Raw genomic sequence first — 16183 nt, 5'->3', positions numbered from 1 at the left:
GCCGCAGGAATCTGCTCCCTACCAGTTACATACAGATACGAGCTCGTATCCCGGTTTATTCGGCCTCGTCTTCAGCCGCCCAATCGCGCGTGCGGCTGACGGCTTTTTTCCAGCCGGCGTAGAGTTTTTCCTTCGCCGTTTCGTCGAGTGTCGGCTCGAACTGGCGCTCGATCACGGCCTTGCCGCGCAACTCATCCAGGCTGCCCCAGAAACCGCAGGCCAGACCCGCCAGGTAAGCGGCGCCCAATGCCGTGGTTTCACGCATCTGCGGACGCTCGACCTGGGTGCCGAGAATGTCGGCCTGGAACTGCATCAGGAAGTTGTTCGCCACTGCACCGCCGTCGACGCGCAGGGCTTTGAGGCGTTCGCCGGAGTCCTGCTGCATGGCGTCGAGCACATCGCGGGTCTGGTAGGCAATCGATTCCAGCGCAGCGCGAATGATGTGGTCGACACGCACGCCGCGGGTCAGGCCGAACAGCGCGCCACGGGCGTACGGGTCCCAGTACGGCGCGCCCAGGCCGGTGAAGGCCGGTACCAGGTACACGCCGTTGCTGTCCTTGACCTTGTTGGCGAAGTATTCGGTGTCGTGGGCATCGTTGATGATCTTCAGCTCGTCGCGCAGCCACTGGACGGTGGAGCCGCCGTTAAACACCGCTCCTTCCAGCGCGTAGGCGACTTCACCATGTGGGCCGCAAGCGATGGTCGTGAGCATGCCGTGATTGGATTTCACTGCTTTGTCACCGGTGTTCATCAGCAGGAAGCAACCGGTGCCGTAGGTGTTTTTCGCTTGACCGGCTTCGACGCACATCTGACCGAACAGGGCGGCCTGCTGGTCGCCGGCGATACCGCCGATGGCGATGCCGCTTTTGGTGTGGCCGTAGATTTCCGAGGAGGATTTAACCGGCGGCAGCATTTCCCGCGGGATATCCAGCAGCTCCAGCATCTTCGCGTCCCACTCCAGGGTGTGGATGTTGAAGAGCATCGTGCGCGAGGCGTTGGTGTAGTCGGTAACGTGCACCTTGCCGCCGGTAAATTTCCAGATCAGCCAGCTGTCGACGGTGCCGAACAGTAGCTCACCGTTGCGTGCGCGTTCGCGGCTGCCTTCGACGTTGTCGAGGATCCATTTGAGCTTGGTGCCGGAGAAGTACGGGTCGGTGACCAGCCCCGTGGTTTCGCTGATGTATTGCTCATGGCCATCGCGCTTGAGCTGTTGGCAGATCTCGGTGCTGCGTCGGCACTGCCAGACGATCGCGTTGTAGATCGGGCGGCCGGTGTTCTTGTCCCAGACCACGGTGGTCTCACGCTGGTTGGTGATGCCGATGGCCGCGACCTGGTCGTGATGCAGGCCAGCTTGCGCCAGGGCCTCGACCATCACCGCGCTCTGGGTGGCGAAGATTTCCATCGGGTCATGTTCGACCCAGCCGGCTTGCGGATAATGCTGCGCGAACTCGCGCTGTGCGGTGCAGACCACGTTGGCGTCGCGGTCGAAAATGATCGCGCGGGAGCTGGTCGTACCCTGATCGAGGGCAATGATGTAGTTCTTGTTCTGTGTGTCGGTCATGTCGATTGCCTTGGACGAAAAAGGGAAGTGAGGTCTGGTGCGTGAGCAAACGGGCAGGGTCGCGCACCAACGCTATCAAGAAATTCTGGGCTTGCCGTCAATGGCCACTGTTGCATCCTTTGTAGCAGGTGCGGCGCCAGGCAGGTGACGGGCAATCAAGCCGCGGTAGGCGGTAGCACCCAGGCAGGCACCGACAATCGGTGCGAAAACCGGAACCAGGAAGTACGGAATATCGCGACCGCCAGTGAAGGAAATTTCACCCCAGCCAGCGAAGAAAGTCATCAGTTTGGGGCCGAAGTCCCGTGCCGGGTTCATCGCGAAGCCGGTCAGCGGTCCCATCGAGCTGCCAATCACCGCAATCAGCAGGCCGATCAAGATGGGCGCCAGCGGGCCGTTGGGCAGGCCATTGTTATCATCGGTCAGCGACATGATCACGCCCATCAGGATGGCGGTGATGATCACTTCGACCAGGAACGCCTGGCCCGTGGACAGGCTTGGGTTGGGGAAGGTGGAGAACACCGACGCCAATTCAAGGCTGGCTGTGCTGCCGCGAACCATATGGTGAGTTTGTTCGAAATCGAAGAATAGATTGCTGTAAAGCGTGTAAACCAACAAGGCACCGCAAAAGGCACCCGCCACCTGGGCGATGATGTAGAAAGGCAGTTTGCGCTTTTCGAAGTCGGCAAAAATGCTCAGCGCAATACTCACGGCAGGGTTCAGGTGGGCGCCGGAAACCCCGGCGGTCAAGTAGATCGCCATGCTCACGCCGACACCCCAGATAATGCTGATTTCCCAGAGGCCAAAGCTGGCACCCGCGACCTTGAGGGCGGCAACGCAGCCCGTACCAAAGAAAATCAGCAGTGCAGTACCCAGGAACTCGGCCATGCATTGGCTCGACAGCGACGGTTGTTGTAAAGCAGTTGTCATTGAAACCTCATTGTTTTTCTTGTTTGACGCTTCCATTCCATCATGGTCAAAGCGCGTTTCTCATTGAACCAGGATCCCCATCCTGTTCCCGTTTTACAGCAGGGCACTGCGGTAAGACATTTCATACAGTTTCAGAAACGAAAAAATATAGACAAGAAACGCTGCTGTCAAAGGTCGAAAGTGAACCGTTGGTCACAAATAAACTATTAGTCACGTGAATGATCGCGCGTCTCAGGTGGGAGTCGGAAACTGGGTGCCTTTTGAAACGGCGCCGCGATAGAGCCTTTTGTGGATCAATGTCCTAGAATCCGGCGCAGGATTTTCTACTGCCACCCAGTCTGGAGCTGTCATGACCCCCGCATTGGATTTGCTGAAAAAGGTTCGAGCCGAACACCGTGTGCACAGTTATGAACATGACCCGAAGGCGGCATCCTATGGGCTGGAAGCTGCGGAGAAGCTCGGACTGGACCCGGCGCAGGTGTTCAAGACCTTGCTGGCGGCCAGTGAAAAAGGCGAGTTGCTGGTGGCGGTGGTGCCGGTTGGCGGCAGCCTGGATCTGAAAGCCTTGGCCCAAGCGGCCAAGGTGAAGAAAGTCGAAATGGCCGATCCTGCGGCGGCCCAGCGTTCCACCGGGTATCTATTGGGTGGTATCAGCCCGCTGGGGCAGAAGAAGCGCTTGCGGACGTTTATCGACAATTCGGCTCAGCCGTTTGCGAGTATTTTTGTCAGCGCGGGACGGCGGGGCCTTGAAGTCGAATTGGCCCCCGCCGTGCTGGCTGAACATACCCAGGCGACATTCGCCGATATCGGCCGTCCGTAGGGGTTGATCAATGCGCGCTGCTGTAGCGCCGAACACCTGATTCAACCACTGGAATCTGCGCCGCCATGCTGCCGGATGCCTGGAACAGCACCAGGTGTTCCGCCGCGACACGAATGCCGACTTCTGCGCCGATCAGATGATCGACATGGCTGGGGAAGATCGCTTCCAGTTGTGCGCCCGTCAGCATTTGCAGGCGATAAAGCGTCGAGGCGCCCTGGAAAGACTTGCCGACGATCCGCGCCTTCAATGCACTGTCTGGTGCGTAAACGATATCGTCCGGACGCAGCAAGACATCCACCGCACCGCCGACCGGCCAGGTGTAGGCGCGGTTGCCGCGCAGTTCACCGAGTTCCGTCTGCACCGACTCCGGGCTGCTCAGCTGGCCGCGAATGAAGTAACCCTGGCCGATGAAGCTGGCCACATAGGGTGTCAGGGGTTCGTGATAGAGGTTGTAGGGCGTATCCCATTGCTCAAGCCGGCCTTCCTTGAACACGCCGACGTGATCGCTGACCGCGAAGGCTTCTTCCTGATCGTGGGTCACCAGGATCGCGCTGGTGCCACGGGCCTTGAGAATGTCGCGCACCTCGTGGCTGAGTTTGCGGCGCAATTCACCGTCGAGGTTGGAGAACGGTTCGTCCAGCAGCAGCAATTGCGGTTCCGGCGCCAGGGCGCGAGCCAGGGCGACCCGTTGCTGCTGGCCGCCGGAAAGCTCGTGGGGGTAACGCTTGCCGAGGTTTTTCAGGTTGACCAGTTCGAGCAATTCTTCGGTGACGCGATCCTTGTCCGGATGTTTGCGGATGCCGAAGGCGATGTTGTCGGCCACGCTCAAATGCGGAAACAGGGCGTAGTCCTGGAACACCATGCCGATGCGACGCTTCTCCGGCGCGAGGGTGAAGCCGGCGCTGGAGATGGTCTCGCCAGCCAGCTGGATGTCACCTTCGTGCACCGGTTCGAAGCCGGCAATGGCGCGCAGGGTGGTGGTCTTGCCGCAACCTGAAGAGCCCAGCAGGCAACCGATGTCACCGGCGTTCAAGTGCAGGTTGAGGTTTTGCACCACGCGCTGGTCTTGATAGCCGCAGGCGAGGTTGCGCAGGTTAAGCAGTAATGGCTGGCTCATGCGTGATGGTACGAAGGCGGGACGAGAAACTCGAGCAGGGCCTTTTGTGCGTGAAGCCGGTTTTCAGCCTGGTCCCATGCCACCGAGCGCGGGTCGTCGAGCAGGTCGACGCTGATCTCTTCACCGCGGTGAGCCGGCAGGCAATGCATGAACAGAACGTCCGGGGCGGCCAGGTCGAGCAGGGCGCGGTTGACCTGGTACGGGGCAAACAGCTGCAGGCGCTTGGCGGTTTCTTCTTCCTGGCCCATGGAGGTCCAGACGTCAGTGCTCACCAGATGCGCACCGCGCACAGCGTCCTGTGGATCACGAACGATGGTCACCCGATCGCCGGCCTTGGCCACGAATTCAGGATTGGGTTCGTAACCTTCCGGGCAGGCGATGCGCAACTGGAAGTCGAACTGGATCGCCGCTTCTATATAGCTGTTGCACATGTTGTTGCCGTCGCCGATCCAGGCCACGGTCTTGCCCTGGATGGAGCCACGGTGTTCGAGGAACGTCTGCATGTCGGCCAGCAACTGGCACGGGTGCAGGTCGTCGGACAGGCCGTTGATCACCGGCACGCGCGAGTTGGCGGCAAATTCGGTCAGGTTGCTGTGGGCAAAGGTGCGGATCATCACGGCGTCGAGCATGCTTGACATGACGATCGCGCAGTCGCCGATCGGCTCGCCACGGCCCAGCTGGGTATCGCGGGGCGACAGGAAGATCGCCTGGCCACCGAGCTGGATCATGCCGGCTTCGAAGGAAATTCGGGTGCGGGTCGAGGACTTTTCGAAAATCATCCCGAGCACGCGGTTTTTCAAAGGCTCGAACAGTACGCCGCGGTTACGCAGGTCTTTGAGCTCAACGCCTCGACGGATCACGCTGACCAGCTCTTGGGGCGTGCAATCCATCAGGGAGAGAAAGTGCCTTGCGCTCATCATTGACTACCTTTTTGCTACAAACCGCAGATGCTCAAAGCCTTGTTTAACGGAACAACGGGCGAGACCTGCGGCGTAAGCCGCACGGGGCGACGAAATAGGGGAAGGCGCGATCTTATAATTAAATGTCGCGTCTTACCAATAGGGCTACGGTTATTAGGGGATTTCAGAGAGGCTATCGGATGACTGCGATAACGCTTTTTGAAGCCTGTTTCCTGACAGCAGCCAGGCATTTGTACACCGGCGCCGTGGAACTTGGCAATCCAGCGGGGCGGGGATGGCGAGCAGACAGTCGGTTTTCGACCTGTCGTTCGGGGCCTTCGGGCCGGGCGCAGGCGATCTGAAATACTTGCGAATGCAAAGTGCTGGGTTATAACTAATTCACGAGTGACGCAGGAAGCTCAGCGATGGAATCGAAAGAACAGCAGCTTATGGAATTGCTCGGCCTCACGGCCCGCTCCCTGACTCACCTGACCGCCTCCATGACATCGATGTCTTTCGAACTGCTGCGCAGTGACGATCAGGTCACGCGGGACGCAGGACGGCGCATGATCGACCGCATGGTCACTATCAGTGCCGGGCTCGACGACCACTGGCGCCTGATCGGCGAGCTGACCGGTGTGCACCCCGCCCATGGGCCGGTCGAACCCCTCCAGGAAATCCAGTTGCACACGCCGCCGCGGTTGCCTTCGAGCTGATCGTGCGCGGTTATCGGCAGGCCTGATGGCCACCGATTCACAAGACGAACGTCGCTGGCGCGGCGCCAGGTCCGGCGCCATAGTTTTGTTCCCGCGGTCGCTAATGCCCGCCCAGAACAAGACAGAGACTGGCCATGACCAAGACTCTCCATCACCGTGCGTGCCATTTGTGTGAGGCCATTTGCGGCCTGACCATCGAAACCACCGAGCTCGAAGGCAACCTGCAGATCACCTCGATCAAGGGCGATCCCCAGGACACTTTCAGTCGCGGGCACATCTGCCCCAAGGCGGTTGCCCTCCAAGATATCCAGAACGATCCGGATCGCCTGCATCAGCCGATGCGGCGGGTGGGCGGCGAATGGCAACCCATCGAGTGGGAAGACGCCTTCAACCTGGTCGCCGAACGCCTGGCCGCGATTCAGGAGCGCCACGGGCAGAACGCGGTGGCGGTCTATCAAGGCAATCCCAGCGTGCACAACTATGGGCTGATGACCCACAGCAATTATTTTCTCGGCCTGCTGAAAACCCGTAACCGGTTTTCCGCGACGTCGGTCGACCAGTTGCCCCATCACCTGACCAGTCACTTGATGTACGGCCACGGCTTGCTGCTGCCGATTCCGGACATCGACCACACCGACTTCATGTTGATCCTAGGCGGCAATCCGCTGGCCTCCAATGGCAGCATCATGACCGTGCCGGATGTGGAAAAACGCTTGAAGGCGATCCAGGCCCGGGGCGGCAAAGTCGTGGTGGTCGACCCGCGCCGCAGCGAAACGGCGGCGATCGCCGACCAGCATCTGTTCGTGCGCCCCGGTGGCGATGCGGCGCTGCTGTTCGGTCTGCTCAATACCCTGTTCGCCGAAGGCCTGACCCGCGACAGTCATTTGCCAGTGGACGGCCTGGATCAGGTGCGCGAAGCCGTGGCCGATTTCACCGCCGAAACCATGAGCCCATTGTGTGCGGTGCCGGCGGAACAAATTCGTCAATTGGCGCGGGATTTTGCCGCCGCACCCACCGCGGTTTGCTACGGCCGCATGGGTGTCTCGACCCAGGCATTCGGCACGCTGTGCCATTGGCTGGTGCAGTTGATCAACCTGGTCAGCGGCAACCTCGACCGCGTCGGCGGCGCGTTGTGCACAGAGCCTGCAGTTGACCTGGTGGCTTCGACGTCGGGCGGTCATTTCAATTTGTGGCAGAGCCGGGTGTCCGGGCGTCCCGAGTACGGCGGCGAATTGCCGGTGTCGGCGCTGGCCGAAGAGATGCTCACCGAAGGCGACGGGCAGGTCCGTGCGCTGATCACCGTGGCGGGCAACCCGGTGTTGTCCACGCCCAATGGTCGTCAGCTGGAGCAGGCGCTGGACGGCCTGGAGTTCATGGTCAGTGTCGACCTGTACATCAATGAAACCACGCGCTATGCCGACCTGATCCTGCCGTCTACCTCGGCGCTGGAAAACGATCATTACGACACCACCTTCAATATGTTTGCGGTGCGCAACGTCAGCCGCTTCAACCGCGCCATCCTGCCCAAGCCTGAAGGCGCCTTGCACGACTGGGAGATTTTCGTCGGGCTGGCCAAGGCGTTTGCGGCGAAGACCGGCAAGGAGCTGAAGCCCACCATCGCTCCGGCGCAGATGATCGACCGCGGCTTGCGCATGGGACTGTACGGCGACGCGTCGCCGCACAAGCTGTCACTGGCAACCCTGTTCGATCATCCCCATGGGGTTGATCTGGGAGCGCTGAAACCCAACCTGGCGCCGCGCCTGAAAACCGCCAATCAGCGAGTCCAGGCTGCCCCCGCCGCGATCCTCGCCGACCTGGCGCGCTTCGCGGCGTTGCGGGCGCCTGCCAGCGATGAGTTGTTGATGATCGGCCGGCGCCATGTGCGCAGCAACAACTCGTGGATGCATAACTATCACCGCCTGGTGAAGGGCAAGCCGCGTCATCAGTTGTTGATGCACCCGGATGATCTGGCCAGTCGCGCGTTAAGCGACGGGCAGAAGGTGCGGGTCCGTTCGCGGGTCGGGGTGATCGAAGTGGAAGTGCTGGCCAGCCCGGATATGATGAAAGGTGTGGTCAGCCTTCCGCACGGTTGGGGCCATGCCCGGCCGGGTGTGCAAATGAGCATCGCCAGTGGTCAGCCAGGCTCGAGCGCCAATGACCTGACCGACGAGTGTCAGCTCGATGAGTTGTCGGGTAACGCGGCGTTGAACGGTGTGCCGGTGACCGTGGTAGCGGCCTGATCGCATCTGACGGAGAGACCGAGCAGGGCGCTCGGCTTTCCGTTACAATGCGCCACCGTGCCGACCCATGAGTCGGAAAGTTCAGCCGAGGTGCTCCATGGATATCATCGAAACGATTAAAGAGCAGATTGCCAACAACACCATTCTGCTTTACATGAAAGGCTCGCCGAATGCCCCGCAGTGCGGCTTCTCCGCGAAAGCCGCGCAGGCCGTGATGGCGTGTGGCGAAAAATTTGCGTACGTGGATATCCTGCAGAACCCGGAAATCCGCGCCAACCTGCCAAAATACGCCAACTGGCCAACCTTCCCGCAACTGTGGGTAGCTGGCGAGCTGGTTGGCGGTAGCGACATCATGACTGAAATGTCCGCTGATGGTTCGTTGCAGGCGCTGATCAAGGACGCCGCGGCCAAGGCTGCAGCAGCCAAGACCGAAGCCTGATACTCGGGCAACAAAAAAGGCCCTTCACGGCAAACCGTGAAGGGCCTTTTTTTTGCCTGAACATTGTAGGAGCGAGCCTGCTCGCGATGAACTTGAGAACTCCGCGGGGTGTCAGGCTACCCGCGTCATCGTTAACGTCCATCGCGAGCAGGCTCGCTCCTACAGGTTACGGGGAGGTTGTCCTTTGGCGTGAAGCTGACTAAGATGTCAGAAAATTCATCCTATGATTGGATGAAAGGACGAATCCCATGTCAGACACTTCTCCGCTAATCAAACGCTCCCTGGTCGATCAGGCCCTGGAACAATTACGCCTGCGCATCACACAGGGCGCCTGGACAGTCGGTCAACGATTGCCCACCGAGCCTGAGTTGTCCGCCGAGCTGGGCATCAGCCGCAACACGGTGCGCGAAGCCATGCGCGTGTTGGCGTTTTCCGGGTTGATCGAGATTCGGCAGGGCGACGGCAGTTATCTGCGTGCCGTGGTCGATCCGCTGGACACCATGAAGGCCTTGACTCGTTGCTCCCAGGAGCAGGCCCGCGAGACCCGGCACATCCTCGAAGTCGAGGCCATCGGCCTGGCCGCCATGCGCCGCACCGATGAAGACCTGGTGGCCTTGCGTGAGGCACTGGGCGTCAGCGGCAGCCATTATCACGGTGATCTCGACACCTACATCGCCTGTGACCTGGTGTTCCACCGACGCCTGGTGGACGCCGCGCACAACCCGACCCTCAGTGAGCTGTATCGCTACTTCTCCAGTGTTGTCGGCGAACAATTGCGCCACTGCCTGAACATCACCCCCCGACGCCAGGAGGTCTTCGACCTGCACGTCGAGCTGCTCGATGCCGTCGAGCAACGCGACCCGGAGCGGGCCAAAGCCCTGTCGAGGCAGTTGATCAATGAACCTTGAAACCGAGAACACCATGTCCAGCCCGCACACCGATGTCACTTCCCCCAAGCGCACGGCAGAGCTGGAAGAGCTGCTGATCGACGCCGAGGCCGATGACGAACAGGTCCAGCAAACCCAGCCGATTCTACGGCGCCCATGGTTGCTGCTGCTGGGCCTGATTCTGGTGGCGCTGAACCTGCGTCCGGCGCTGTCGAGCATGGCGCCGATGCTGAGCGAGGTGTCGAAAAACCTCGGGTTGTCGGCGTCGCAGGCCGGGTTGCTGACCACGTTGCCGGTGTTGTGCCTGGGCCTGTTCGCCCCGCTGGCACCGGTGCTGGCGCGCCGCTTCGGCGCCGAACGCGTGGTGTTGGGCATTCTCCTGACACTGGCGGGCGGGATCATCCTGCGCAGTTCCTTTGGCGAGATCGGCCTGTTTGCCGGCAGTGTGCTGGCAGGTGCCAGCATCGGCGTGATCGGCGTGTTGCTGCCAGGCATCGTCAAGCGCGACTTCGCCAAACAGGCCGGGACCATGACCGGTGTCTACACCATGGCCCTGTGCCTGGGCGCGGCCATGGCGGCGGGCGCCACGGTGCCGCTGAGCGAACACTTCGACAACAGCTGGAGCCTGGGCCTCGGGTTCTGGGTGATTCCAGCCTTGATCGCGGCGATGTTCTGGCTGCCGCAAACCGGACAGAAACACGGCGCGCACAACGTTGCCTATCGCGTGCGGGGGTTGCTGCGCGATCCGTTGGCCTGGCAAGTCACCTTGTACATGGGCCTGCAATCGTCCCTGGCCTACATCGTGTTCGGCTGGTTGCCGTCGATCCTGATCGGGCGTGGCCTGAGCGCAACCCAGGCCGGCCTGGTGTTGTCGGGTTCGGTGATCGTTCAATTGATCAGCTCCCTCGCCGCACCCTGGCTGGCGACGCGCGGCAAGGATCAGCGCCTGGCGATCGTGATCGTCATGGCGCTGACCCTGGGTGGTTTGTTCGGTTGTCTGTACGCCCCGATCGAAGGCTTGTGGGGTTGGGCGATTGTACTGGGGCTGGGGCAGGGCGCGACCTTCAGCCTGGCATTGACCCTGATCGTATTGCGCTCGCGCGATTCCCACGTGGCGGCGAACCTGTCGAGCATGGCCCAGGGTTTTGGTTACACCCTGGCCTCCATGGGGCCGTTCGCGGTCGGCATCGTGCACGACTGGACCGGCGGCTGGAGTGCTGTGGGCTGGATCTTTGGCGTGATTGGCCTCGGCGCGATCATTGCCGGCCTTGGTGCGGGACGTTCGCTCTACGTTCAGGTGGTCAGCGAGAAGGTTTGAACTACAAATAGACAACTTCCAGCGTCGCCGCGCCATCGAGTTGCACCTCGGCGCTGAGGTCCAGCTCGGAGGTGGGCGAGATGACGGTTTGGATGGTCACACGGCTCGTCAGGTTGTGGATCGCAATCGGGCCGGCGCTGCTGCCGGCCACGTCGGTAAACCCCAGGTAGCTTCTGGCGCCAATTGGAATGGGGCGGCTGTTCGACGAACTCCAGGCTTTGCCGCCGGTGGTGGAGTCGGTGCGATAGACCTGCGTCAGATCGTCCACCACCGTGTTGGCCGGATCGAAGTGCAGCGAATACAGGCCGATTTTATTGTTGCTGCCGTCGTGGTTCAGGCCGTAATAAATCTCGCTGTTGACGATGGCCGAGCCGTCGCGGTTGTCGCGCATCTGCAGGGCAAAACGCGCGGGCGCATTGCATTGAATATTGAGGTCCAGCGTCTGGTCGGGCAGTTGTGTGCGTTTGTCGACGTTAAGGTCCTGCCGGGAGATTTTTTCGTAGTCGACGAGGCCGTTGTTGGACAGCGTTGGCGTGCAGGCCAGTGGGGTTAGGGTGCCTGTGACCGTGAGGTCAACCGACGATGTGGCAAGAGCGGTGGGTGTGGTGCTGATCAGTAAGGTTACGCAGAGGGCTGCGAGATAGTTGTTCATTCATGACGGTCCTTTTCGTGGGTTTGCCGTGTCCCTGCGGTGTATTAGCGTTGCCGGTCATACGGCGGCTTGATGTGTAGGTCGTTCGTCTCAAACGGTGTGCAGTCCTTGCCCGAAGCGTGACTTCGGGCAAGGTCGAGCTATAGGGTTAGTAGAGGATTTCCAGGGTTACCGAGCCGTCGAGAGCGACTTCATTGCTCAGGTCAAGCGAGTCCGCTCGGGCGATGTAAGTATTCACCTGAAGATCGGTTACCAGATCCTTGATGGCTATCGGAGCGGGTGGGGTAGTAGGTGAACCGAATGCAGATAGAGTTTTAGGGCGCAAATAGCTTGAGACATGCCACGTGGCGCCATTGTCGCGGGAGACCAAGGGGCGTACAGCCACGCCGTCTGCTTCTGAGGCTAAGAGCACACCTTCAAAATTGCCAAGCCTTTGATCGCCATTGATCTTGCCCAAGCCGAAGCTTTCACCGGCGTCGGAGTCCGAATCAGGTCTGTTATCAATCGATTTCAGTCTGAATACTGTTGCTGACTCGCAGTTCACGGATAACTTCAACGTCTGAGAAGGCAGGGGCGTTTCCGAGGTCTGTTTCAGATCCTTGGCTGAAAACTTGCCGTGATCGACGATCCCGCTACCGGAAAGCGTCGGCGTGCAAGCGCTCGGGGTGATAAGGCCAGTCACCGTCAAATCAGTGCTCGAAGCCGCCAGTGCATAAGGCGCAACGCCAATCAACGCGGTGGTGGAGAGTGCTGCTAAATACTTTTTAATCATTTTTTACTCACTTCTATGGTAATTGTCCTGACGGCCCCGAGACGCTCAGGTGCGCCCCGGATCCAGCAGGATCGGGTTGGGTGTTACAGGTAAATAATCTCGATCGTCCCAGCGCCATCGAGGTCGATGGCGCTGCTCAATTCCAGGTGGTTGGTGGGGCCGATGACGACATCGACGGTCAGGGTGGTGCTGAGGTTCTGGATCAGCACCGGGCCGGCGTTGCTGCCAGGGCTGTCGGTGAAACCCAGGTAACTGGTTTTACCGAGGGGTAACGGATTGGCGCTGGCGCTGCTCCAGGCCACGCCACTGGTAGTGGAGTCGGTTCGATAGAGGCGGGCGAAGCCATCGGCACTCGTTTCGGCCGGGTCGACGTTGAGTGAATACAGGCCGATCTTGTTCTGGCGGCTGTCGGTTCCCAGGCCGTAGTAAATGTCGCTGGTGACCGTGGCCGAGCCTGAGCGGTTGTCTTGCATGATCAGGGCGAATGAAGTGGGCGCGTCGCAAGCCACTCTCAAGGTCAGGGACTTGGGCGGCAGCGGCGTGCTCTTATCGGCATTGAGTTGGTTTTTGGACAGGGTGCCGAAGTCGGCCACGCCGCCGTTGGACAGCATGGGTTCGCAGGCGGCCGGGGCGAATCGGGCACGCAGGATTGCCTCTCGGGTGCGCCCGGCAGCGACGGCATCGAACACACCTGAAGCCTCCCAGGTGACCGCGTCACGCACCTGCATGCCTTGCTCCTGAACCCAGGCGCTCAGCTCGAGCAGTACCGAGAAATGGCGGCCCTGTAACGACGCGCCGGCGTGTATGGGAGCAACGCCATGCCCCGGTCGCCAGATCAGGTTGGCCGCCGTTTCCTTGGGTGGCTGGCCGGCAGCGGCAATCAATCCGATATCGACGGATTTGCCATCGAGTACCGCGTCACGGACACGCACCTGATAACTGCCGCGTTCGGCAAAGCGAAAACGTTCAGCCGTCGCCGCCGTGGCGCGGTAAAACAGGCTCATGTCGATGGGCTGTGGACAACTCAGGTTCAGGCTCAGCTGACGTTGTCCCAGGTTGCGTTCTGGTACGGAATCGGGACGGATCGCCCGGTTCATCAACCCGTAATCCAGCACGGGCTGGCTCAGGTTTAGCTGACAGTCATCAACCGACGCTTCGGCCAGCGCGGGAAGCGCGCTCAGGGCCATGGGCACGAGGGGCAGCAGCCAATTTCGAATCAAGTTCATTGCTTTCATGGTCAGAGGGCTCGGCACTTGGCGGGGGCGGTTTCGTAGTACGCGTTGGTGTCCGCGTCGGCGGGCAGTTCGAAGCGCAGTTCGCAGCGCTCCAGCCCCGGTGCGCTGACCCACAGCGCGCGGCGGTCGAGGACGTTGGGCAAAAACACCAGGCCGCCATCCTGCACCAGGGTCACGAACTCGCCATCCCCGTTGTTCACGGTGGCACCGCGCGGCAGCGGCGCGCCGTTGACGGTGGTGGCCTTGAGCAAGGCTCGACGGGTCATGGTGATGCCGAATTCAACGGTGTCGACGGCACCGCGTCCGGCGGAAATCACCGCCAGCCCGTTGTGAATGTCGGCGTTGCGCGGCAGGGTCTTGGTGTCGACCTCCACCGGGCTACGGCCGTACGCCGCCACTTGTGGGATCACCGCCTGACCTTGCCAGTCGGTCCACACCGGACCGCTGGGCGTCGACACTTTGATCGAACCCATGTCGCCCACCGACAGCAGCGCGAAGGTGTCGCTCACCGCGTAAGGCGACAGCGTCAAGCCACCGCCGTGGAGCACGGCGCCGCCGCGAGCGCTGGCCTGATAGCTGGAGCGATCGGCGTCGGCGCGGGTGTAGTTGAGATCGAGTTGGGTGTAGCGCGGCAGCAGCGAAACGCCGGCGCTGGACTGCACCTGTTTGTTGCGCGTGTCGTGTTCGACGCCCACCCGGTAACCCAGTTGATCGTTGACCCGTTCACTCAAGCCCACGCCGCTACGGTATTCGCCGGCGGAACTGCGCACCCAGGTGCGTGCCCGACGGTTTTCGCCCAGCGGAATGCTGAGGTTCAGGTAGACGCTGTCGTCGTTACGGTTCGCGCCACTGACCTGCCACTCGGCGGTCGCCGAGACCGACACGCCACCGAAGTGGGTACCCCAGGACGCGAGGGCGCGGCTGCTGCTTTGGCCGTCGAACGAGCTGGATCGGCTGAAGCCGCTGCTGAAGGCGCCGAGCCATGGGTGTGACCACGACAGGCCCGCGCTTTGCTGATCGCGGTAACGGGATTGGCTGTTGTCCGAAATGTTGTCGAACACCGCCTCTTCCAGTTCACGGTAACCAACGGTTCGGTAAGAGTTGCCAGCAGTGAACGCCCACTGCTCGCTCAACCGATGCGAGATGTTCAGGTCAGCCTGCAGCCCCTGACTGGCTTGCTTGCCAGCCGCGTCTGTGCCGGTCAGCGTGGCTTGCATCTGGGTGGCGGGCGAGGGCAACAGGCCGAGGCTGGCGCCCGCCGCGCGATAGTCGGCGGCACCGGTCAGGCCGGCGCTGAGCAGCACTTGCGGGGTGAGCGCCCCGCTCCAGCCACCGCTGATCACCCAAGGATCGCCACCCTGCGCGTCACCGACACGCCGCACCTGACCGGCCCCCAGCGAGTAACCGGGCGCGGGTAAACCGACCCCCAGCATCGCGGCGGGCACGTTAAAGCTGCGCTCGCTGCCATCGGCCTCCTTGACCGTGACTTCCACGTCGGAACGCGTGTTGAGCCGCTGCACATTGGTGAGCGCGAATGGGCCGGCCGGCACCACTGTGGAATGGATCAACGAACCGTTCTGCCGAACCTCGACCTGAGCCTGGCTGTTGGCGATACCTTCGATGACGGCATTCTGTCTTTCGATCTGCAGTGCTTGCTCATTGAGCACCTGCACGCCGGTGATCTGCGCACCGGCGAGCACCGGGTTGTAGAGGTTGATCTGACCCGCCTGCAGCACCGCTTCCTGACTGGCGAAGGTGCGCTGGGCGTAGGCTGCAATGTGCGTGGTGCGGGAAATATCGTCCTGCCACGTCTGTACCTGACGGCTGCGCACGATCCAGTCGCCGGCATTGAAGCCCAGTTCAGTGTTGGCCGAGGCATAGCGACTCGACTGGTCGCCAAAGCGGCTGTGCAGGCCGGTGACGTCGTAGTTGAGCAGGCCGGCGACACCACCGGTTTGATAGCCGGTGAAATCCCGAACCGCAGCACGTATTGCATCGGTAGGCACGACCAGTGCCAGGGCAAGGCTCGCCGGATCCGTTTCGATCACGGTCTGCGGCGAGGTGCCGAGGAAGTCGTGGCACGGCCCATCGTCCAGCATTCGGCTGGGCAGATTCAGGTTGGCCGCATCGAGTAACGGGCGATCGAAGCACAGTGCGCCTTCGCGATCGAACGTGACGTCGACCCGGCCACGGCGCTGGCCGTTGACCGTGAGGGTGACCGAGTGCCTTCCGGCGGTGAATCGCGGCGCTTGCATCAGCGACGTCACGAGTGCCGGATCGATACCGCGCTGACGCAACGTGTCTTTGTCGAACGCCGCCGGTAGCAAAACGTCAGCAAAGACCTCGGGCACTATCAGCGCGTTGGTCAGCAGCAACGCCACCGTGGTTCGCCGCCGCAACAGGTGAGGGCGAGCGCTGGCGCGATCAACGGGCACGGCTTCGCCATCACGGTAAATCGATACTGTGTTCATCGGGTTCACTTGGGTTATGACGGTGTGCCGGCCTATGCGCTATGGCTCGGGCACGCAGGTGGACGACGAGTGGAATGCCGTCGCCTTGATTCAGGCGCTCACTGCTCTGTTGTGGGCGCTTTCAGGGAG

General features: G+C 61.4%; 14 protein-coding genes. 6 read left to right on the top strand and 8 right to left on the bottom strand.

All coding sequences use genetic code 11. The features are described from left to right. Nucleotides 1–55: 55 nt before the first annotated feature. Together glpK and OH720_RS26215 are read right to left on the bottom strand one after the other, a co-directional pair. Nucleotides 56–1561 (bottom strand): glycerol kinase GlpK, encoded by a 1506-nt coding sequence (gene glpK / locus OH720_RS26220; protein WP_272603441.1) that lies wholly within the window; start codon nt 1559–1561, stop codon nt 56–58. 75 nt (nt 1562–1636) lie between these two features. Continuing rightward, nucleotides 1637–2488, bottom strand: a complete 852-nt coding sequence (locus OH720_RS26215; RefSeq protein WP_272603440.1) for an MIP/aquaporin family protein — start codon at nt 2486–2488, stop codon at nt 1637–1639. A gap of 349 nt (nt 2489–2837) precedes the next feature. Between OH720_RS26215 and ybaK the strand changes: the two genes are divergently transcribed. Further along, complete coding sequence (gene ybaK, locus OH720_RS26210; RefSeq protein WP_008056627.1) at nt 2838–3308, top strand: Cys-tRNA(Pro) deacylase; 471 nt, start codon at nt 2838–2840, stop codon at nt 3306–3308. A 7-nt stretch (nt 3309–3315) separates the two neighbouring features. Here the strand turns inward: ybaK and OH720_RS26205 are convergent, their stop codons facing one another. After that, nucleotides 3316–4425: an ABC transporter ATP-binding protein gene (locus OH720_RS26205; RefSeq protein WP_008056626.1), complete on the bottom strand. Its 1110-nt coding sequence runs from the start codon at nt 4423–4425 to the stop codon at nt 3316–3318. Next, nucleotides 4422–5342, bottom strand: coding sequence for an ornithine carbamoyltransferase (argF, locus tag OH720_RS26200; protein WP_180205252.1), 921 nt, complete (start codon nt 5340–5342; stop codon nt 4422–4424). Before argF ends, OH720_RS26205 begins: the two co-directional genes overlap by 4 nt. Before the next feature lie 407 nt (nt 5343–5749). Here argF and OH720_RS26195 point away from each other — a divergent pair, with 407 nt between their 5' ends. The 5 genes from OH720_RS26195 to OH720_RS26175 all read left to right on the top strand — a co-directional run bounded on the left by OH720_RS26195 (nt 5750) and on the right by OH720_RS26175 (nt 10924). Continuing rightward, complete coding sequence (locus tag OH720_RS26195; RefSeq protein ID WP_272603439.1) at nt 5750–6040, top strand: hypothetical protein; 291 nt, start codon at nt 5750–5752, stop codon at nt 6038–6040. 134 nt (nt 6041–6174) lie between these two features. Further along, a complete protein-coding gene (locus OH720_RS26190; protein ID WP_272603438.1) occupies nt 6175–8280 on the top strand; it encodes a molybdopterin oxidoreductase family protein in 2106 nt (701 codons plus the stop codon). Between the two features lie 97 nt (nt 8281–8377). After that, nucleotides 8378–8719: a Grx4 family monothiol glutaredoxin gene (gene grxD, locus OH720_RS26185; protein WP_007938922.1), complete on the top strand. Its 342-nt coding sequence runs from the start codon at nt 8378–8380 to the stop codon at nt 8717–8719. 248 nt (nt 8720–8967) lie between these two features. Next, on the top strand, nt 8968–9627 hold the full coding sequence (locus OH720_RS26180) for a FadR/GntR family transcriptional regulator (RefSeq protein ID WP_272603437.1): 660 nt from the start codon (nt 8968–8970) through the stop codon (nt 9625–9627). Continuing rightward, complete coding sequence (locus OH720_RS26175) at nt 9617–10924, top strand: CynX/NimT family MFS transporter (protein WP_272603436.1); 1308 nt, start codon at nt 9617–9619, stop codon at nt 10922–10924. Before OH720_RS26180 ends, OH720_RS26175 begins: the two co-directional genes overlap by 11 nt. Nucleotide 10925: 1 nt before the next feature. On the opposite strand, the gene OH720_RS26170 is transcribed toward OH720_RS26175, so the two are convergent. The 4 genes from OH720_RS26170 to OH720_RS26155 all read right to left on the bottom strand — a co-directional run bounded on the left by OH720_RS26170 (nt 10926) and on the right by OH720_RS26155 (nt 16054). After that, on the bottom strand, nt 10926–11576 hold the full coding sequence (locus OH720_RS26170; RefSeq protein WP_272603435.1) for a DUF1120 domain-containing protein: 651 nt from the start codon (nt 11574–11576) through the stop codon (nt 10926–10928). Nucleotides 11577–11724: 148 nt separating this feature from the next. Then, entirely contained in the window at nt 11725–12348 is a 624-nt protein-coding gene (locus tag OH720_RS26165; protein ID WP_272603434.1) for a DUF1120 domain-containing protein, read from the bottom strand. Between the two features lie 83 nt (nt 12349–12431). Beyond that, nucleotides 12432–13574 (bottom strand): DUF1120 domain-containing protein, encoded by a 1143-nt coding sequence (locus OH720_RS26160; RefSeq protein WP_272603433.1) that lies wholly within the window; start codon nt 13572–13574, stop codon nt 12432–12434. Nucleotides 13575–13585: 11 nt separating this feature from the next. Then, nucleotides 13586–16054, bottom strand: coding sequence for a fimbria/pilus outer membrane usher protein (locus OH720_RS26155; protein WP_272603432.1), 2469 nt, complete (start codon nt 16052–16054; stop codon nt 13586–13588). Between the last annotated feature and the right edge of the window lie 129 nt (nt 16055–16183).

The sequence above is a fragment of the Pseudomonas sp. WJP1 genome (assembly GCF_028471945.1).
Taxonomy (GTDB): domain Bacteria; phylum Pseudomonadota; class Gammaproteobacteria; order Pseudomonadales; family Pseudomonadaceae; genus Aquipseudomonas.
This window is presented reverse-complemented; position numbering and strand designations above follow the sequence as displayed.